Annotated in this window: 14 protein-coding genes and 1 pseudogene; 8 read left to right on the forward strand and 7 right to left on the reverse strand. The window is 69.9% G+C overall.

The annotated features are described in order from the left end of the window. Positions 1–22 precede the first annotated feature (22 nt). Positions 23–2,659 carry an aminopeptidase N gene (pepN, locus tag D106_RS0110520; RefSeq protein WP_018879996.1) on the reverse strand — a complete coding sequence of 879 codons (2,637 nt, stop codon included), beginning with the start codon at positions 2,657–2,659 and terminating at the stop codon, positions 23–25. Between the two features lie 164 nt (positions 2,660–2,823). On the opposite strand from pepN, the gene D106_RS0110525 reads away from it, so the two are divergent. Further along, the gene (locus D106_RS0110525; protein ID WP_018879997.1) at positions 2,824–3,645 is read left to right on the forward strand and encodes a TatD family hydrolase; all 822 of its coding nucleotides are present in this window, start codon (positions 2,824–2,826) and stop codon (positions 3,643–3,645) included. A gap of 120 nt (positions 3,646–3,765) precedes the next feature. Beyond that, the gene (locus D106_RS0110530; protein ID WP_018879998.1) at positions 3,766–4,311 is read left to right on the forward strand and encodes a glycine cleavage system protein R; all 546 of its coding nucleotides are present in this window, start codon (positions 3,766–3,768) and stop codon (positions 4,309–4,311) included. Positions 4,312–4,350: 39 nt separating this feature from the next. Here the strand turns inward: D106_RS0110530 and D106_RS0110535 are convergent, their stop codons facing one another. The 3 genes from D106_RS0110535 to D106_RS0110545 all read right to left on the reverse strand — a co-directional run bounded on the left by D106_RS0110535 (position 4,351) and on the right by D106_RS0110545 (position 7,764). Continuing rightward, the gene (locus D106_RS0110535) at positions 4,351–5,835 is read right to left on the reverse strand and encodes a RimK family protein (protein WP_018879999.1); all 1,485 of its coding nucleotides are present in this window, start codon (positions 5,833–5,835) and stop codon (positions 4,351–4,353) included. Continuing rightward, positions 5,828–6,997, reverse strand: coding sequence for a GNAT family N-acetyltransferase/peptidase C39 family protein (locus tag D106_RS0110540; protein ID WP_018880000.1), 1,170 nt, complete (start codon positions 6,995–6,997; stop codon positions 5,828–5,830). Before D106_RS0110540 ends, D106_RS0110535 begins: the two co-directional genes overlap by 8 nt. A gap of 98 nt (positions 6,998–7,095) precedes the next feature. Then, complete coding sequence (locus tag D106_RS0110545) at positions 7,096–7,764, reverse strand: haloacid dehalogenase type II (protein WP_018880001.1); 669 nt, start codon at positions 7,762–7,764, stop codon at positions 7,096–7,098. A 117-nt stretch (positions 7,765–7,881) separates the two neighbouring features. On the opposite strand from D106_RS0110545, the gene D106_RS0110550 reads away from it, so the two are divergent. The 6 genes and pseudogenes from D106_RS0110550 to D106_RS0110575 all read left to right on the forward strand — a co-directional run bounded on the left by D106_RS0110550 (position 7,882) and on the right by D106_RS0110575 (position 14,959). After that, on the forward strand, positions 7,882–8,106 hold the full coding sequence (locus D106_RS0110550) for an addiction module protein (RefSeq protein WP_018138966.1): 225 nt from the start codon (positions 7,882–7,884) through the stop codon (positions 8,104–8,106). Beyond that, a pseudogene (locus tag D106_RS14295) lies at positions 8,103–8,401 on the forward strand (type II toxin-antitoxin system RelE/ParE family toxin). The gene D106_RS0110550 and the pseudogene D106_RS14295 overlap by 4 nt, the downstream one beginning before the upstream one ends. A 112-nt stretch (positions 8,402–8,513) precedes the next feature. Then, positions 8,514–8,834 (forward strand): BolA family transcriptional regulator, encoded by a 321-nt coding sequence (locus D106_RS0110560; protein ID WP_017925236.1) that lies wholly within the window; start codon positions 8,514–8,516, stop codon positions 8,832–8,834. Between the two features lie 10 nt (positions 8,835–8,844). Further along, positions 8,845–10,050 (forward strand): alkaline phosphatase family protein, encoded by a 1,206-nt coding sequence (locus D106_RS0110565; protein WP_018880003.1) that lies wholly within the window; start codon positions 8,845–8,847, stop codon positions 10,048–10,050. Between the two features lie 61 nt (positions 10,051–10,111). Next, positions 10,112–10,414 (forward strand): hypothetical protein, encoded by a 303-nt coding sequence (locus D106_RS0110570; RefSeq protein ID WP_018880004.1) that lies wholly within the window; start codon positions 10,112–10,114, stop codon positions 10,412–10,414. Positions 10,415–10,438: 24 nt separating this feature from the next. Further along, positions 10,439–14,959, forward strand: a complete 4,521-nt coding sequence (locus D106_RS0110575) for a DEAD/DEAH box helicase (RefSeq protein WP_018880005.1) — start codon at positions 10,439–10,441, stop codon at positions 14,957–14,959. Between the two features lie 229 nt (positions 14,960–15,188). Here the strand turns inward: D106_RS0110575 and hisC are convergent, their stop codons facing one another. From hisC to D106_RS0110590, 3 genes are read right to left on the reverse strand one after another with little or no spacing between them, the layout of a single operon-like run. Next, positions 15,189–16,283 (reverse strand): histidinol-phosphate transaminase, encoded by a 1,095-nt coding sequence (hisC, locus tag D106_RS0110580; RefSeq protein WP_018880006.1) that lies wholly within the window; start codon positions 16,281–16,283, stop codon positions 15,189–15,191. Continuing rightward, on the reverse strand, positions 16,280–17,581 hold the full coding sequence (gene hisD, locus D106_RS0110585) for a histidinol dehydrogenase (protein WP_018880007.1): 1,302 nt from the start codon (positions 17,579–17,581) through the stop codon (positions 16,280–16,282). The genes hisC and hisD overlap by 4 nt, the downstream gene beginning before the upstream one ends. 37 nt (positions 17,582–17,618) lie before the next feature. Further along, a complete protein-coding gene (locus D106_RS0110590) occupies positions 17,619–18,686 on the reverse strand; it encodes a 3-deoxy-7-phosphoheptulonate synthase (RefSeq protein WP_018878139.1) in 1,068 nt (355 codons plus the stop codon). Positions 18,687–18,693: the final 7 nt, after the last annotated feature.

Here is an 18,693-nt window from a genome sequence, read left to right on the forward strand (position 1 = left end):
CATCGGCCAGGGGGCTGGCCTCCTACGCCAGCGCGCGCTCGATCACATCGCGCAGGTCGCGCGACAATTCGAGCGCGGCGAGGCGTTCGAGTTCCGCCCGCATCTGTTCGCCGCGAACGCTGTCCACCTTCTGCCAGCGCGTCAGCGGCTGGGCCAGGCGCGCGGCGGTCTGCGGGTTCATCGCGTCCAGCTTCTCGACGAAGCCGCCCATGCGGCGATAGCCCGCGCCGTCTTCCTGGTGGAAGTGGCGTTCGTTGCGCGCCATGAACGGCCCCAGCACCGCACGCACCCGGTTCGGGTTGGTCCAGCGGAACCCGGGGTGCTCCAGCAGCGCGTCCAGGCGCTCGAAGCCGCCCGGGACCTGGCTGCCGGCCTGCAGGCCGAAGTACTTGTCCAGCACCAGCGGGTCGTCGCGGTAGCGCTGCTCGAAGTCCGTCAACAGCACCTCGCGGGCCTCGTGATCCAGCTCGTTCACCGCGTTCAGCGCACCCATGCGCATGGTCATGCTGCGCGCCTTCTGGTACTGCGCCAGGGCCTCGGGCACCGCGGCCTCGTCGCGGGCCGCCACGCGCAGCGCCAGCAGACGGTTGCGCAGCTGGCGCAGGCCCATCGCCTCGGCGGTGAAGGCACCATTGTCCACGTCGTCCAGCTTCGGCTGGATCTGCTGCATCGCGCCGGTCAGCGGGGCATAGAGGCGCTTCTCCAGGTCGTCGCGCTCCATGCGCAGGCGCACCGGATCGACGCGCTCGAACAACTCGGCCAGCTCGCGCGTGGGCGGCAGCTGCAGGATGGTCGCCAGCAGCACCGGCTCGATCGCCGGATCCTCGATCAGGGCGTGCAGGGCGTGCTCGATGGCGGCCTCCAGCGCGGAGTCGGCGGCGTCGTGCTCGATGCGCGCACGGATGGCGCGACGGAACAGGGTCTGCGCGGCCTCCCAGCGGGCGAAGGCATCATCGTCATGCGCCAGCAGGTGCGCCAGTTCGTCCACGCCCTGGTTGGCGTTCAGGATCACCGGGGCGGAGAAGCCGCGTAGCCAGGAGATCGCGGCCACCTCGGCGGACAGGTCCTCGAAGCAGAAGGTGTGCTCGGCGGCGTCCAGCTCCAGCACCCATTCGTCGCGCGCGGCTTCGTCGCCGTCCCGGCGCGCGCGGATGCGCTGGCCGTCGGCATCGAGAAAGGCCATGCGCACCGGGATCACCACCGGCTCCTTGTGCGCCTGGCCCGGGGTCGGCGGGGTCTCCTGCGCGAGTGTGATACGGGCCGGTCCGCCGGGGCCGTCGAACGCGGTGCCTGCGGTCACATGCGGCGTGCCGGCCTGGGTATACCAGCGCTTGAAGCGGGAGAGATCGCGCCCGCTGGCCTCGGCCATCACCGCGACAAAGTCGTCCGTCGTCACGGCCTGACCGTCGAAGCGCTCGAAGTAGAGGTCCAGCCCGCGACGGAAGGTCTCGCGCCCGATCAGGGTGCGCAGCATGCGGATCAGCTCCGCGCCCTTCTCGTAGACGGTCAGGGTGTAGAAGTTGTTGATCTCGGCGTAGTGGTCCGGGCGCACCGGGTGCGCCAGCGGTCCGGCGTCCTCCGGGAACTGGAAGGCGCGCAGCATGGCGACATCGTCGATGCGCTTGACGCCGAACAGGGTACAGTCGGTGGTGAACTCCTGGTCGCGGAAGACCGTGAGCCCTTCCTTGAGCGACAGCTGGAACCAGTCGCGGCAGGTCACGCGGTTGCCCGACCAGTTGTGGAAGTACTCGTGGGCGATCACCGATTCGATGGCGACAAAGTCGCTGTCGGTGGCGGTGTCGGGGCTGGCCAGCACGTACTTGGCGTTGAACAGGTTCAGACCCTTGTTCTCCATCGCCCCCATGTTGAAGTCGTCCACTGCGACGATCATGTACACGTCCAGATCGTATTCGCGGCCGAAGACCTCCTCGTCATAGCGCATCGCGCGCTTCAGCGAGGCCAGCGCGTGATCGCAGCGATCGGCATTGTGCGCTTCGACATACAGCTCCAGCGCGACCTCGCGCCCGGACATGGTGGTGAAGCTGTCGCGCTGGCAGGCCAGATCGCCCGCGACCAGCGCAAACAGGTACGACGGCTTGGGGAACGGATCCTCCCACACCGCATAGTGGCGCCCGCCGTCCAGCTCGCCGGCCTCCACGCGGTTGCCGTTGGCCAGCAGCACCGGGTACTGCGCCCGGTCCGCCTCCAAACGCACGCGGTAGGTGGTCAGCACATCCGGGCGGTCGGGGAAGAAGGTGATGCGGCGAAAGCCCTCCGGCTCGCACTGGGTGCACAGCATGCCGCTGGAGGCGTACAGGCCTTCCAGCGCGGTGTTCTGCTCCGGGTGACAGCGGCCGATGATCTCCAGCCGCGCCGACTCCGGCAGGCCGTGCAGCAGCAGACCATCGCCATCCTGCTCGAGCAGGCCCTCGCCCGGCTCCGCACCATCCACGGTCAGCGACACCAGCTCCACGCCATCGCCGTAGAGCCGCAGTGCCCCGTTCGACTCCGCCGCCTGCGGATTGCGCCGCACCGCCATGCGCGTGGTCACCTCGGTGGTCGCCGCGGCCAGATCAAAGTCCAGCTCCAGGCTCTCCACCACAAACGCCGGCGGCTGGTAATCGCTCAGATAAACCGCCTGGGGACTCGCATCACGCATTCCAAACTCCAAATCAAAGGCACTGCAAAAGGTTTAACACGCTGCCGCGGTGCCGACGTCAAACCCGGACCATGGCCCTGTCATTGCCACGACGGCTCCGGCCCCTCGCCGTGATAACGGCCCGGAAACTGGCACCACACCACCAATCCGTTAGCATACCGCGCATGGAATGGATCGATATCTGCTTCAACCTCACCCACGAATCCTTCAACAAGGAACGCGACGAGGTCCTCGAGCGCGCCCGCGAGGCCGGCGTCTCCTGGATGCTGATCACCGGCGCCGACGCCCACCAGAGCGAGAAGTGCCTGGAGATCGCCGACCAGCACCCGGACTGCTGCCGCGCCACGCTGGGCGTGCATCCGCACCTGGCAAAGCAATGGACCGACGCGATCGCCGCGCGGTTCAGTGACCTCGCCCGCGCGGACGCCAACGTCGTCGCCATGGGCGAGATGGGGCTGGACTACAACCGCGACCACTCGCCGCGCCCGCAGCAGCGCATCGCCTTCGAGGCCCAGCTGGAGCTGGCCGCGGATCTCGGCCTGCCGGTGTTCCTGCACGAGCGCGACGCCCACCACGACTTCGCCCAGATCCTGCGCCGCTGGCGCGACAAGCTGCCGGCCGCCGTGGTGCACTGCTTCACCGGCGAGGCCGACGCCCTGGCCGAATACCTCGATCTCGACTGCCACATCGGCATCACCGGCTGGGTCTGCGACGAGCGCCGCGGCACCCACCTGCACCCGCTGGTCCCGCGCATCCCGCGCGGCCGCCTGATGATCGAGACCGACGCCCCCTACCTCCTGCCGCGCACCCTGCCCAAGGGCTCCGGCAAGAAGATCGGCAACGGCCGGCGCAACGAACCCGCCTTCCTCCCCCACATTGGCGAATACGTGGCCCAACTGCGCGACGAGACCCCGGAAGACCTCGCCGCCCACACCACCGCCACCGCCCGCGCCTTCTACAACCTCCCCGAAACCGCCGACGCCTGAGAGCAGCGATGGTGCCGTTCCTCGAGCGGTGGCGCAGTGAGCAACATCCAGCGCATTGTCATGGCCTGCAAGGGCGCGCAGGATGGTTGGTCCGATAGCGATTCGTGTGAGGAAGTGCGTATGAAGACTTCGGTGATTCTGACGGTGATCGGGCCGGACCGGCCGGGGCTGGTGAGCGCGGTGGCGGCGCGGGCTCGGTCGGCGGGCGGCAACTGGCTGGAAAGCCGGATGGCGCAACTGGCCGGACAGTTTGCCGGAGTGGTACTGCTGGAGGTGGATACCGAGAATGCCGACGCGCTGGAGGCCGCGCTGCGCGGGCTGGAAGGCGACGGGCTGCAGGTACAGATCCAGCGGGGCAGCGAGCTGCCATCGGCGGCGCGGCATCCGGTGGTGCTAGACCTGATCGGGCACGACCGGCCGGGGATCGTGCAGGACATCACCGCCGTGCTCTCGCGCCACGGCGTGAGCGTCGAGACGCTGGAGACGGCCTGCGAACCGGGCTCGATGACCGGCGAGCCGATGTTCCGCGCGAAGGCCCGCCTGGGCGTGCCGGAAGGCCTGGACCTGAACACCCTGCAGGACGACCTCGAGGCCCTGGCCAACGAGCTGATGGTCGACCTCGAACTCCACGACCCGCTGCAGGAACCACCCGAGGCCGTGGCCTGACCGCTTCCCGACGCGGCGACGGGCAGACTCCCGTTCCAATCAGGGTGCGGCGCGGTGGCGGCGGGCGGCGTCGAGGCGGCGGACGAAGTCCTGCATCAGGGTGGTGTAGAGGGTCTCGCCGAGGACCTTGTCCTCGATGCCGGCGTCGAGGTTGGGGTTGTCGTTGACCTCGATGACCATCACGCCGCGCGGGGTCTGCTTGAGATCGACGCCATAGAGGCCGTCGCCGATCAGGTTGGCGGCCTTCACGGCCGTCTTGACCACGGCGGCGGGCACGTCCGCCAGTGCCAGGGTGCGGAAGCCGCCCTCGCGCGGGCCACCCTTGGCGTCGTGATTGACGATCTGCCAGTGCTTGCGCGACATCAGGTACTGCGAGGCATACAGCGGCTGGCGGTTGAGCACGCCGATGCGCCAGTCGAACTCGGTGTAGACAAACTCCTGGGCGAGGATCAGATCGCTCTCCTTCAAGAGGCGTCGGGCGATGGATTCCAGCTCGGCGCGGGCGTTCGCCTTGAACACCCCGCGCGAGAAGCTGCCGTCCGGGATCTTGAGCACCACGGGATAGCCGATCTGTTCCTCCGCGCGCAGGATGGTCTCGCGGGTGAGGATCACGGTCTTTGGCGTCGGCACGCGATGGGCGGCCAGGCGCTCAGCCAGATAGACCTTGTTGGTGCAGCGCAGGATGGAGTCGGCATCGTCGATTACCACCATGCCCTCGGCCTCGGCCTTGCGCGCGAAGCGATAGGTGTAGTGGTCGATGGCGGTGGTCTCGCGGATGAACAGGGCGTCGAACTCCGCCAGTCGTGGCAGATCGCGCGCCTGGATCAGCTCGACATCCATCCCCTGTTCCTGCCCGGCGCGGGCGAAGCGCTTGAGCGTGGCCGGCGTGGACGGGGCCATCGCCTCGTCCGGGTTGTGCAGGATAGCCAGCTCGTAGCGCGCGCTGCGTGCCCCGCGGCGGCGCCGCCAGGGCTTGGAGAGGTAACGCTCCAGCGCGGCGAAGAAGGCCGGCTCCTGCTCGGGTTCCAGCGTGTTCAGCGCGAATGGGCGCAGGGCGTGGATCTGCCAGCGGCCCTGCAGCCGGAACTCCACCCGGAACATCGGCGCGGGGAACAGGGCGAACAGCTGGCCGGCGATCTCCTGCAGCGCCGGCTCGTCGCACTGGCCGAACAGCACGGTCAGCTCCAGGCGCTCGGGCTGCGCGCCCTGGCGGCTGCGGCCCAGAACGCGTGCCACGCGCTCGTCCAGTTCCTCGGTATCCAGGCTGTAGATGGACTTGCGCGACAGGTCCTGCAGGGTGCGTACGCTGGGGATCACCCGGTGCCCGCGCGCCTCCGCCAGCAGCGAGCCGTAGTACCCGGCGGACAGGTAACGCTGGCTGCGGCACAGGTTGATCACACGCAGGTTGGCCGGGTCGTCGGCAGCGGGGCCACGCAGGTAGTCGTCAATAGCCATGACCGGAAGGTCGGGGAAGTGCGACTTCCAGTCCGCCCGGCGCTCGACCAGGATGCGGTGCTCAGGCATGCGCGCCCTCCGCCGTACGGCGCGGGCCGACGATCACCGCCGCCTGCAGCCCCGCGCGGCCGTAGCGCACCATGCGCTCGAAGTCCGCACGCGCGATCGGCATGTTCACCGAGTCCACCGCGCGCCCCCCTTGCTCCACGTCCACGAACGGGTCATGCACGTAGACAAAGCGCTCGTCGAAGCCCGTCACCGTGACCCAGTGCGGGAAGCGCTCGGCATACAGCCGCACGCTGCTGATCAGCACCACCGGCACCCCGCCCTCGGCAAAGCGCGCCTCCAGCTGGGATACGTTCACCGGACCGTGCACCACCGGCACCCCCAGCTGTTCCAGCTCCTCGACCATGTCCTCCTGCACCAGCTGCATCACCTCCTTCTTCTCCGCGCTGCGCACGGAATCCGCGAACGCCACGCCGCGATCGCGCACCAGCAGTTCCACCTCGAACCCGCGATGGGCCGCGGCCAGCGCGAGCCCGTACGGCCCGCAGCCGCCGTGGCCCGAGGTCATAAAAATCGTGGTGGCGTCGCGCCACAGGCGCAGCTCCAAGCGCCGGTCCAGCTTCAGCGCCGGGTCCACCGTGCGCATCGCCATCATCAGCGCGGCCGGGCCGCAGGTGAACTCCAGCGTCTGCGCATAGTAGGGCGCGCGTACCAGCGCCGGATCGGGGCCGATCGCCAGCGACTTCTGCAGCCGCAGCGCATCCATGTGGTCCTCGTAGTAGTCGTCAATGGTGCCGAAGTCGCGATAGCCGAGCCCGCGGAACAGGGCCAGGCTGGCCGCATTGTCGCGCCGCACCTCCAAGCGCAGATCGGTCCGCCCGTGCTGGCGCGCCGCGTCTTCCGCCGCCTCCACCAGACGCCGTCCCAGCCCCTGGCCGCGCGCCCGCGCGCTGACCGCAATCGAGTACAGCCGCGCCAGCGACGTACCGCGGCTGAACAGCAGCATCACGTAGCCGAGCAAGCCCTCCCCGCCGGCATCCTCCGCCACCAGCGTGACCGCATGCCCACGCGTGAGCAGGTAGCGAAATTGCCGCCGCGAGATGCGATCGATCTCGAACGCCGCATCTTCCAGCGCGACTAGCGCCTCCAGATCCTCCACCGTGGCCGGACGGATCAAGGGCGATTCTGCGGCGGGCGCGACCCGTTGCTTGACCTGCTGGCTCACGCTCCTCTCCCGGCGGCGGACCGATCTCCATCGTAGCGCAACCACCGGGCGCCAATAGCCCGCTCCAGCAGGAATATTTGCCGACGGCAAGACCCCGGCTAACGCAGTGCCCTGGCCAGTTCGTCCAGGCTGCCGATGGTGGCCGTGGGCTCCCCACCCCAGGGGTCGAACAGCCGCTGCCGCGCCCGGTCGAGCCAGACCGTACGCATGGCCGCAGCCTGCGCACCGATCACGTCGAAGGGGTTGCCTGAAACCAGCCATGCCTGCTGGGGCAGCACATTCGCCCTCTGCAGGAAATGCCGGTACACGCGCGGGTCCGGCTTGAAGCAGCCGATCTCGTCCACGCTGACGAGATCCTCGAAGCGATCCTCCAGGCCGGCGTTCCGCAACAGCCCGCTGACCGTCTCAGCCGTCCCGTTGGAGAACGCAAACAGGCGGTGTCCGTCCGCGCGCAGCTCGTCCAGGGCCGGCCCTGCATCGGCGAAGGCCGGGAGCTCTCGGTAGCACCGCAACAACTCCGCCTCCTGCTCCGCTTCGAGCGCGATACCCAGTGCCTCGCAGCAGTACCGCAGCGCCTGCTCAGTGCAGGTATCGAAATCCGCGTACGCCCCCATCAGCCCGCGCCGGAAGGTGTACTCCAGCTGCTTCTCGCGCCAGGCACGTGCCAGCACCGGTGCCCGCTCGCCAATCCACCCTTCGAGCGTCGCCGTAACCCCCTGGGTATCGATCAGCGTCCCGTACACATCAAACGCCAGCGTCTGCCGCATAGCCCCTCCCGGATATAACCACCAAACCGCCATCTCGCACTACCGGCCGCAAGATGCCAGTATGAGAATTCCGCTTGCGCCGGTCATCGCCCCCAGCGATACCAGGAAGATGGTGACATGAAGATCAAAGACCTTATTGACGAAGCCGAGTCCCTGCCCGTGGAAGAGCGCGCTCTGGTGGTCGATTCCCTCCTGCGCAGCCTGAACCCGCCCGATGCGGGCGTGGACCGCAAATGGGCGGAGGTCTCGCGGAAGCGCCTGGAAGAGATCCGCTCGGGCACAGTCGAAGCGATTCCGGGCGAACAGGTCTTCGAGAGGATATGGAGCCGGTTTGAACGATGAGTTTTCGCTTTCACCCGGAAGCGGAGCAAGAACTCACCGAGGCCGTTCAGTACTACGAAGAAATCGAGCCCCGCCTCGGGAACGATTTTGCAGTTGAAGTGTTTGCAGCGGTGCAACGCGCCATCGCCTACCCGCGTGCCTGGACCGTTCTGGAGGGCGAAGTGCGGCGCTCATTCGTGAAGCGGTTTCCGTATGGGGTTCTCTACGCAGAAGAGGACGGGGCATCCTGATTCTCGCGGTCATGCACCTGCACCGCCACCCGGATTACTGGAAGGAACGCACACGGGAAGGCTGATGACTGCCCCCCAGACAGCGGCAGCCATGCGGCTGGCCAAGGATCTGGACATGCGGGTACGACACGGCACACTGAGTGCGATGTCCCGTCAATCGAAGCACTGGAGTCGTCGATGAGCATGCAGGAGACCATTACCCGGAAGCTGGAGGAGCGCTTTGCGCCCGAGCATCTGGAGGTGGTGAACGAGAGCCACATGCACAACGTGCCGCCGGGTTCGGAGTCGCATTTCAAAGTGACGGTGGTGTCCGAGGCCTTTCGTGATCAGAAGCTGATCGCGCGGCACCGGCTGGTGAATCAGGCCCTGGCCGACGAGCTGGCCGGGGGCATCCATGCCCTGGCGCTGCACACGCTGGACCCGGACCAGTGGTTCGAGCGTGCCGGCAAGGTCGCCGACTCCCCGCCCTGCATGGGTGGCGACGGCGGCAAGGCCTGATCGCTTGTCGATGACGGCTAACGCCGCGGCCGACTCGGTCGTGGATGACATCCTGCGCGCCCGGCTGGAAGCGCCGGGGCTGATGGACCTGCTCGGCCAGATCGAGGCCAGCCTGAACCCGGTGGCCAGCCACCCGCCGCTGGCGGGTGTATCCGAACACCTGGGGCCGGACCGCCATATCGTGCTGTGGCTGATCGACGGTTTTGCCACCCGCTATCGCCGCCACACGCCGCTGCTGGGCGCGGACTACGTAACCGACCTCGAGACCGTGTTCCCCAGCACCACGGCGACCGCGATCACCAGCATCCTGACCGGGCGCGCACCCGCGCAGCACGGCCTGCTCGGCTGGCACACCCGGCTGCCGTCTGCCGAGCGCACGCTGACGGTGCTGATGGGCCAGGAGCGCGACACCGAGGACCGCCCGGCCACGCTCGGCTACCGCGAGCTGACCGGCCGCGTACAACCGGACCGCCTGGTCGACCGGCTCGGCTGCCACACCACCATGATCGGCCCGGACTGGATCGGCGGCACGCCGTACAACCGCATGATGAACGGCTCCGCCGCGTTCATCGGCTTCGAGGACCTGTCCGAGCTGCCGGCACGGGTGGCCGCGCATGTGAACGCGACGCCGGGGCCGCATTTCACCTACGTCTACTGGTCGGAGCTCGACCACCTGGGACACCAATACGGCCCGGAGAGCCCGGAGGTGGAGCGCCACCTGAAGCAGCTGGACCTGGCCTACACCGCAACCTGCGCGCAGATCCAGCGCCCCGAGAGCATCTTTCTGACCACCGCCGACCACGGCATGCGCACGATGGAGCAACGCCTGGACCTGCGCGAGCACCCGGCGGTGCAGGCCTGCCTGCGCCACCGCCTGACCGGCGAGCCGCGCGCGGCCATCGCCCACGTGCGCGAAGGACGCGACACGGACTTCCTGACGGCCCTGGACGCGGCCTTCGGCGCGGACGTGTCCGTCATTCCCGCGGCCGACTGGCTGAGCCCCGGCACACTGGGCCTGCCCCCGGGGCATGACCGGGAGCACCCCGAGCTGCGGGCGCGCGCCGGCGACTACCTCCTGCTGCCCGCCGAGGACGCCTATCTGGTGGACCCGCCGGCCGACGACGAGGGCCCGTTCTTCATTGGCGCCCACGGCGGACTCTCCCCCGAGGAGCGCCATATTCCCCTGTTTCTTCGGAATATCGGCCAGTCGCGGTAAACTGCTGGGTTTGTTCGCGGTCGAAAGATCGCGGCTAGCCGAAAACCGATCTCGAGATCCCATGAACGACACCGCCGACCAGACCTACAACAACGCTGCCCAGAACCTGATCGAGCTGGCCAACCGGCTCGCCGACGACGGCCAGGCCGCCGAGACCGGCGACGTCGCCGACGGCCTGCTGGCCGGTGCCGTGCACTTCTGGCTGTACAGCCGCCAGCCCTGCGGCGATCCGTTGTGCAAGGACTGCGCCCCGTTCGCGGACGCCGAGAGCCGTCTGGCCATGCTGCACGAGCTGATCGACGAACTGGCGCGCGACAGCGACTACTTCCACGCCACCACCGACACCACCGTCGGCCACGCCTGACCCGCCCACCGGCGTTTCCCCTCGATGCCGGTCACGCCCTTTCGCCCCGCGACCGATACCTGGTTCGGCGAGGCCTTCGGGCAGGCGACCGCGATCCAGTCGCGCGGCTGGCCCGCGATCCGGGCCGGCCGCCACTGCCTGCTGACCGCCCCCACCGGCAGCGGCAAGACTCTCGCCGCGTTCCTGAGCGCAATCGACCGCCTGACCGGCGAACCCGCGCCCGACGCCCGCCGCGGCTACTCGGTGCTGTACATCTCGCCGCTGAAGGCGCTGGCCACCGACATCGAACGCAACCTGCGCGCCCCGCTGACCGGGATCGCGCAGACCGCCACGCGCTTGGGTGATGATGCCCCGCGCGAGCCGGTGGTACACATCCGCACCGGCGACACCCCGCAGGCCGAGCGCCGCGCGCAGGCGCGCGAACCCGGAGACATTCTGGTCACCACGCCGGAGTCGCTGTACCTGCTGCTGGGCTCGAAGGCCGCCGAGAACCTCGAGTCCATCCACACGGTGATCATCGACGAGGTGCACGCGCTGGCCGGCAACAAGCGCGGCGCGCATCTCGCCCTGTCGCTGGAACGCCTGGCCGAACGTTGCGGCGAGGACCCGCAGCGCATCGGGCTGTCCGCCACCGTGCACCCGGTGGAGGTGGCGCGCGGCTTCCTTGGCGGCGACCGCGAGGTGGAGGTGATCGACGCCGCCGAGCCCCCGCGCCTGGACCTGGAGATCCTCGCCCCCGAGGAGCCGCCCGCCGAGCACGCACCCGCCACCGTCGAGGCCACGGAGGCGACCAGCCCAATCCCGTCCGGCTCCATCCTCGGCGCGGTGTACGGCCAGGGCACCGGGCAGCTCCCCACCGCTGGCGGCGACCGCGCCGCACGCCTGGAGCCGCGCCTGCTGGCCGCGATCCTGGAGCACCGCTCCACCATCGTGTTCGTGAACAGCCGCGGGCTGTGCGAGCGCCTGGTCCAGCGCATCAACGAGGCCTGGCGGGAGCAGCAGCCGGAGGATGCCGAGGCACCCGAGGACCTGGTCGCCGCCCACCACGGCAGCGTGTCCCACGAGCGCCGCGCCGAGACCGAGGGCCGGCTGAAGACCGGGCGCCTGCGCGGCATCGTCGCGACCAGCTCGCTGGAACTGGGCATCGACATGGGCGCGGTGGATCTGGTGATCATGGTCGAATCCCCCGGCGCGGTCGCCCGCGGGCTGCAGCGCGCCGGGCGGGCCGGGCACGGCGTGGGCCAGGTCTCGCGCTCGCTGCTGCTGCCGCGCTTTCGCGGCGACCTGCTCGAATGCGCGGTGATCGGCGAGCGCATGCAGGCCGGCGCGCTGGAACCGCTCCACGCCCCGCATAACCCGCTGGACGTACTCGCCCAGCAGCTCGTCGCGATGGTCTGCGAACGCCCGCGTACGGTGGACGAGCTGCACGCGCTGGTCCGCCGCGCCGCGCCCTGGCGCGAGCTGTCGCGCGCGCTGCTCGAGGCCACGCTGGACATGCTCTCGGGCCACTACCCGAGCACCGACTTTGCCGACCTGCGCCCGTGGCTTGCCTGGGACCGCGCCCGCGACGAGCTGACCCCGCGCCGGGGGGCGGCACTGGCCGCGCGCCTGAACGCCGGGACCATCCCCGACCGCGGGCTGTACGGCGTGCATGTCGGCGAGGGCGGGCCGCGCATCGGCGAACTGGACGAGGAGATGGTGTTCGAGCTGAAGACCGGCGAGAACGTGACCCTGGGCGCCAGCACCTGGCATGTGGAGGCGATCACCCGCGACCGCGTGCTCGTCTCCCCCGCCCCCGGCGAGGTCGGCAAGCTGCCGTTCTGGCATGGCGATGGCCCCGGCCGCCCGATCCAGCTCGGCCAGGCCATCGGCGCCGCCACCGAGCGGCTGGCACGCATGGGCCGCGCCGAGCGCACGGCCTGGCTCAGGGAACACGCGCCACTGTCGGAGGCGGCGGTGGAGACCCTCTGCGACTACATCGACGAGCAGCGCGAGGCCACCGGACAGCTGCCCTCCGACCAGCGCATCGTGGTCGAACGCTTCCGCGACGAGGTCGGCGACTGGCGCGTCTGCATCCTGACCCCGTTCGGCGCGCGCGTGCACGCCCCCTGGGCGCTGGCCCTGCAGGGCGCGCTGACCAGCCGCTCCGGCTTCGAGGTGCAGGTAATGTACACCGACGACGGCATCGTGCTGCGCCTGGCCGACAGCGAGGACCTGCCCGAGCTGGACGCCTTGTTCCCCGACCCGGAGGAGCTGGAGGAGGCGGTCACCCGCGAGCTGGGCCACTCCACCCTGTTCGCCAGCGCCTTTCGCGAGAACGCGGCGCGCGCCCTGCTACTGGTGCGCAACCGCCCCGGCCAGCGCACCCCGCTGTGGGCACAGCGGCTGAAATCGCAGCAGCTGCTGGCCTCGGTGCGCGAGTACGCGAGCTTCCCGGTGGTGCTGGAGACCTACCGCCAGGTGCTGGCCGACGTGTTCGATCTGGACGCCCTGCGCCAGATCCTGCGCGGCGTGCAGGAACGCCGCATCCGCGTGCACGAGGTGGAGACACCGCAGGCCTCGCCGTTCGCCCGCAGCCTGGTGTTCGCCTATGTCGCGGCCTACATCTACGAGCAGGACGCGCCGATGGCCGAGCGCAAGGCCCAGGCGCTGACGCTCGACCGCGGCATGCTGGCCGAACTGCTGGGCCAGGCCGAGCTGCGCGAGCTGATCGACCCCGAGGCCCTGGCCGAGCTGGAGGCCGAGCTGGCGCACGCCACCGAGGCGACCCGGGTGCCCGACGCCGACGCCCTGCACGACCTGCTGCGCCGGCGCGGGGACCTGACCCCGGACGAGGTCGCCGCCGCCTGCACCGAGGCGCCGGGACCGTGGCTGGAACAGCTCGCCCACTCCCTGCGCGCGGTGGAGGTGCGCATCGCTGGCGAGCCGCGCTGGATCGCGGCCGAGGACGCCGCGCTGTACCGCGATGCCCTCGGCGTGGTGCCCCCGCCCGGCCTGCCCGCCGCCTTCCTGGAACCGCCGCAGCGCCCGCTGGAACAGCTGCTGCGCCGCTACGCCCGTACCCACGGCCCGTTCCGCAACGAGGATCTGGGCGCTCGCTACGGCCTCGCGCCGGGCGCACTGCTGCCGGCGCTCGAGAGCCTGGAGCGCGCCGGCGTACTGCTGCGCGGCGAGATCCGCCCGCAGGGCACGGGCGAGGACTGGTGCGAACTGGACATCCTGCGGCGGCTGAAGCGCCGCACCCTGGCGCGGCTGCGCGACGAGGCGGCCGCGGTGGACGCCCGCGCGCTGGGCCGCTTCCTGCCCGCCTGGCAGGGCCTGGCTGAACCTAGCCGCGGGGCCGGCGCCCTGCGCGACACGCTGACGCAACTGGAGGGCGTCGCCCTGCCCTGGTCGGCCTGGACCACCCATGTGCTGCCGATGCGGGTGCGCGACTTCTCGCTGGACGCGCTGGACCGCATCACCGCCTCCGGCGAATTCGTCTGGGTGGGCAGTGGCGCGCTGGGCCAGCGCGACGGACGCATCCGCTTCCTGCGCCGCGAACAGGCGATGGTGCTGCTGGAACCGGAGGCCGATGCCGCGGATGCCGAGGCCCACGACGACCCGCTGGCGCAGGCGATCCTGGAGACCCTGGACCGGCGCGGCGCCTGCTTCTACCTGGAGCTGGAACGCGCGGCCCGCAACGCACAGCCGGACGCCCGCCAGGACGCGATCGAGGCCGCGATCTGGGACCTGGTCTGGGCCGGGCAGATCACCAATGACACCTTTGCCCCGCTGCGCAGTCTGGGCCAGCGCAAGACGTCGGCGCCCGGCCGCCGGCGCTCGGGCCAGGGCCTGGCCGGCGGGCGCTGGTCGCGGGTGGCCGACCTGATCGATCCCGGCGTGTCGCTGACGGAGCGCGCCCGCGAACAGGCCGAGAACCTGCTGGCACGCTACGGCGTGGTCAGCCGCGAAATGGCCCGCGCCGAGGGCCTGCCGGGCGGCTTCGGGCGCGTGTATCCCGTCTACCGCGCGATGGAGGACACCGGCAAGCTGCGCCGCGGCCACTTCGTGGAGGGCCTGACTGGCGCGCAGTTCGCCCGCGCTGGCGCGGTGGACCGCCTGCGCGCCCTGGAACGAGCGGCCGACGACACCCCCGAACCGCAGTGGCTGGCAAGCGTCGACCCGGCCAGCCCCTGGGGCCAGCTCCTGCCCTGGCCGCAGCCGCCGGAAGCGGCCGAGGGCCGCCTGCGCCGGGTCGCCGGGGCGCTGGTAGCCCTGGCCGGCGGCCAGCCGCTGCTGTACCTGGCCGCCTCCGGTCGCCAACTGTTCGTCTGGGAGACCATCCCCGGCATCGACACCGGCGAGGCCCACGCGGCACTCGTCACCGAGGCGATTCGTCAGCTCGCCAGCAGCGCCTGGCTGCCGAAGCGCCGCGGCATCACCATCGAGAGCATCAACGGCGAACCCGCCCGCCAGTCCCCGTTCGCCGCCGCCCTGCGCGCCGGCGGTGCCATGGGCGAGGTCCGCGGCCTGCGCCTGGAACCGCCCGCCGGACGCCGCTAACCCACCTTGCAGGGAAAGGGCCAGGAAGGGCTTTTCACCACAGAGCGCACAGAGGCCACGGAGAAGTTCGGTTTGTGGTCTGCAGGAAGACGGGGAGGTTGGAAGAAGGGCTTTCGGGTTGTGGAGGATTGGGCGAAATTCGTCGCAGCGCGGCGTTCACATGCCCCCAGCCAGTAGGAGCCTGCTCGCAGGCGAAGCCCCTGCCCATGGTGGTGCAACCCGGAAGTCGTCAGGTGGAGAGGACCTGCCCTAGGGCGGCGAGGAACGCGTCGTTCTCGTCGGGCCGGCCGACGGTTACGCGCAGGCAGTCGGCGAGCAGGGGGTGCGCGCGGCCGACGTCCTTGATCAGGATCCCGGCGTCGCGCAGGGCGGCGAAGGTCGCATGCCCCGCCCCGGCGCGTACCCGGAACAGGATGAAGTTGGCCTGGCTGGGAAAGACCTGCTCGACGCCCGTCGTCGCAGTCAGGCGCTCGCTCAGGCGGTCGCGTTCCTCGATGATGCCTCGGGCCTGGGCATCCAGCGCCTCGCGGTGCTCCAGGGCGAAGGCCACGGAGCGCTGGGTCAGGGTGTTGATGTTGTACGGCAGGCGCAGGCGGTCCAGCGCGTCGACCCAGGCCGGGGTTCCGGCCAGATAGCCGAGCCGTGCGCCGGCGAGGCCCAGCTTGGAGACCGTGCGCATCACCATCAGCCCGTCATCCTCGCCAACGCGCGCGAGGAAGCTGTGCGCAGCGAACGGGGCGTAGGCCTCGTCGACCACGGTGACGCCCGGGTTCTCGTCGACGATCGTCTCCACGGTCGCGGCGTCGTCGAGCGTCCCGGTGGGATTGTTGGGATAGGCGAGGAACACCACGGCCGGGTTGTGCTCGGCCATCGCCTTGCGCATCGCCGCGAGATCCAGGGTGAAGTCCGCGTTCAGGGGCACGCCGACGAACGGCACACCCAGCGCACGGGCCAGCACCCCGTACATCACGAAGGTCGGCTCCGGGGCCAGCACCGGTCGGCCGGAGCCGGCGATCGCCGTGATCAGGATCTGAATCAGTTCGTCGGAGCCATTGCCGAACATCAGCCCGGCCGCTTCCGGCACCCCGTGGGCAGCGCGCACCTGTGCAGCCAGACCCTGCGCCTGCGCGTCGGGATAGCGGTTCAGTTGCGGATCACGCAGGGCCGCCAGCCAGGCGTCTTCCAGCTCCCCCGGCCAGGGATGCGGGTTTTCCATCGCGTCCAGCTTGATCAGGCCGGTGGCGTCGGCCACCTGGTAAGCCGGCTGCGCCAGCACCTCCGGGCGCATCAGGGCGTCCGGAGTCCGGGTCGCACGGGCGGTCATCGAGTGCGCAGTTCGGCCGAACGGGCGTGGGCGGTCAGGCCCTCGCCGTGGGCCAGCGCCGCAGCGGTCTCGCCCAGCTTGGCCGCGCCCTCGGCCGAGCAGTGGATGATGCTCGAACGCTTCTGGAAGTCGTACACGCCCAGCGGCGAGGAGAAACGCGCAGTACGCGAGGTCGGCAGCACGTGGTTGGGGCCGGCGCAGTAGTCGCCCAGGGCCTCGGAGGTATAGCGGCCCATGAAGATCGCGCCGGCGTGGCGCAGCCCGGCATCCAGCATCGCCTGCGGGTCGGCCACCGACAGCTCCAGGTGCTCCGGGGCGATGCGGTTGGCGACCGCGACGGCCTCGGCCGAGTCGCGCACCTTCACCAGCGCGCCGCGCTTGTCGAGGCTGGTGCGGATGATCTCGGCGCGCGGCATCTCGGCCAGCAGGCGGTCCATGGCCTCGGCGACGCGGTCGAGGAAGGCCGCGTCCCAGGACAGCAGGATGGACTGGGCCTGTTCGTCATGCTCGGCCTGCGAGAACAGGTCGGCCGCGATCCAGTCCGGGTCGGTCTCGCCGTCGCAGACCACCAGGATCTCCGACGGGCCGGCGATCATGTCGATGCCGACCGTGCCGAACACCTCGCGCTTGGCCGCCGCCACGAAGATGTTGCCGGGGCCGACGATCTTGTCCACCGCCGGGATGGTATCGGTGCCATAGGCCAGGGCCGCCACGGCCTGGGCACCGCCCACGGTGAACACGCGATCCACCCCGGCCACGGCGGCGGCGGCCAGCACCAGATCGTTCAATTCGCCGCCCGGGGCGGGCACGACCATCACCAGCAGCTCGACGCCGGCGACCTTCGCCGGGACCGCGTTCATCAGCACGGAGGACGGGTAGGCCGCCTTGCCACCGGGCACATAAAGGCCGACGGAATCCAGCGCGGTCACGCGCTGACCGAGGACCGTGCCGTCTTCGTCGGTGAAGTCCCAGTCCTGCATCTTCTGGTGTTCGGCGTACTGGCGGATGCGCGCGGCGGCGGTCTCCAATGCCGAGCGCTGCTCCGGCGGGATCGACTCCAACGCGGCCTGCAGGCGCTCGTGCGGGATCTCCAGGTCCGCGACCGCAGGGCGATCGAGGCGATCGAATTTGGCGGTGTAGCGCAGCACGGCCGCGTCACCCTCGGCGCGCACGGCCCCCAGGATCTCGTCCACCGCATCGCGTACGCCGGTGTCGGCAACGGACTCCCAGGACAGCAGGTGCTCCAGGGCCTGGTCGAAATCGGGCTGCTGAGTATCGAGTCGGGCAATGGAGGGCATGGCGTATTCCTCGGTTCAGACGGGCACGGACGTCTTGTCAGGCAGGCACGGGCGTCTTGCGGCGGGCCCGCACGGCCTCGGCCAGCAGGCGCAGGGTGGCCTCGCTGTCGTCCCAGCCCATGCAGGCATCGGTAATGCTCTGGCCGTATTTCAGCGGCTTGCCGGGCAGGATGTCCTGGCGGCCGCCGGTCAGGTGGCTCTCCAGCATCACACCCATGATGCGTCGGTCACCGCCGGCGATCTGTTCGCCCAGCACCCGTGCCACCTCGACCTGCTGTTGCGGGTCCTTGCGGCTGTTCGCGTGGCTGCAGTCGACCATCACCATCTCCGGCAGCTCGGCCATGCGCAGCTCCTTGCAGGCCTGTTCGATGCTCTCGGCATCGTAGTTCGGCTGCTTGCCGCCGCGCAGGATGATGTGACAGTCGTCGTTGCCGGTGGTGGAAAAGATCGCCGAGCGACCGGCCTTGGTCACCGACAGGAAGTGGTGCGGGCGTGAGGCCGAGCGGATCGCGTCGATCGCCACCCGCAGGCTGCCGTCGGTGGAGTTCTTGAAGCCCACCGGGCAGGACAGGCCGGAGGCCAGTTCGCGGTGCACCTGGCTCTCGGTGGTGCGAGCGCCGATCGCGCCCCAGGCGACCAGGTCCGCGATGTACTGCGGGCTGATCAGGTCGAGGTATTCGGTAGCCGCCGGCATGCCCTTGACCGCCAGATCGCGCAGCAGCCCGCGCGCCACGCGCAGGCCCTTGTTGATGTGGAAGCTGCCGTCCAGGTCCGGGTCGTTGATCAGGCCCTTCCAGCCGACCGTGGTGCGCGGCTTCTCGAAATACACCCGCATCACGATGTGCAGGGCATCGGAGAGTTCCTCGCGCAGGGTCTTCAGGTGATCGGCATAGTCCAGCGCGGCATCCACGTCGTGGATCGAGCAGGGGCCGACGATCACCTGCAGGCGATCGTCCTCACCGTGCAGGATGCGATGGCAGGCCTGGCGTGCCTCGAACACGGTGTCGGCGGCCGCATCGGTGATCGGCAGCTCCTCGCGGACGGTGTCCGGGGCGGACACCTCCTGGATTTCGCGGATTCGGAGGTCGTCGGTATCGGCGGTCATGGTGTTC

Origin of the sequence: Thioalkalivibrio sp. ALE9, from assembly GCF_000377445.1 — a bacterium.
Classification (GTDB): Bacteria; Pseudomonadota; Gammaproteobacteria; order Ectothiorhodospirales; family Ectothiorhodospiraceae; genus Thioalkalivibrio.

Bases quoted from the DNA above. Each gene is read 5' to 3' on its own strand.
- D106_RS0110550 (WP_018138966.1), top strand. From the start codon at position 7,882: ATGAAGATCAAAGACCTTATTGACGAAGCCGAGTCCCTGCCCGTGGAA.
- hisD (WP_018880007.1), bottom strand. From the start codon at position 17,581: ATGCCCTCCATTGCCCGACTCGATACTCAGCAGCCCGATTTCGACCAG.
- D106_RS0110560 (WP_017925236.1), top strand. From the start codon at position 8,514: ATGAGCATGCAGGAGACCATTACCCGGAAGCTGGAGGAGCGCTTTGCG.
- D106_RS0110525 (WP_018879997.1), top strand. From the start codon at position 2,824: ATGGAATGGATCGATATCTGCTTCAACCTCACCCACGAATCCTTCAAC.
- D106_RS0110535 (WP_018879999.1), bottom strand. From the start codon at position 5,835: ATGCCTGAGCACCGCATCCTGGTCGAGCGCCGGGCGGACTGGAAGTCG.
- hisC (WP_018880006.1), bottom strand. From the start codon at position 16,283: ATGACCGCCCGTGCGACCCGGACTCCGGACGCCCTGATGCGCCCGGAG.
- pepN (WP_018879996.1), bottom strand. From the start codon at position 2,659: ATGCGTGATGCGAGTCCCCAGGCGGTTTATCTGAGCGATTACCAGCCG.
- D106_RS0110590 (WP_018878139.1), bottom strand. From the start codon at position 18,686: ATGACCGCCGATACCGACGACCTCCGAATCCGCGAAATCCAGGAGGTG.
- D106_RS0110575 (WP_018880005.1), top strand. From the start codon at position 10,439: ATGCCGGTCACGCCCTTTCGCCCCGCGACCGATACCTGGTTCGGCGAG.
- D106_RS0110570 (WP_018880004.1), top strand. From the start codon at position 10,112: ATGAACGACACCGCCGACCAGACCTACAACAACGCTGCCCAGAACCTG.
- D106_RS0110530 (WP_018879998.1), top strand. From the start codon at position 3,766: ATGAAGACTTCGGTGATTCTGACGGTGATCGGGCCGGACCGGCCGGGG.
- D106_RS0110545 (WP_018880001.1), bottom strand. From the start codon at position 7,764: ATGCGGCAGACGCTGGCGTTTGATGTGTACGGGACGCTGATCGATACC.
- D106_RS0110565 (WP_018880003.1), top strand. From the start codon at position 8,845: ATGACGGCTAACGCCGCGGCCGACTCGGTCGTGGATGACATCCTGCGC.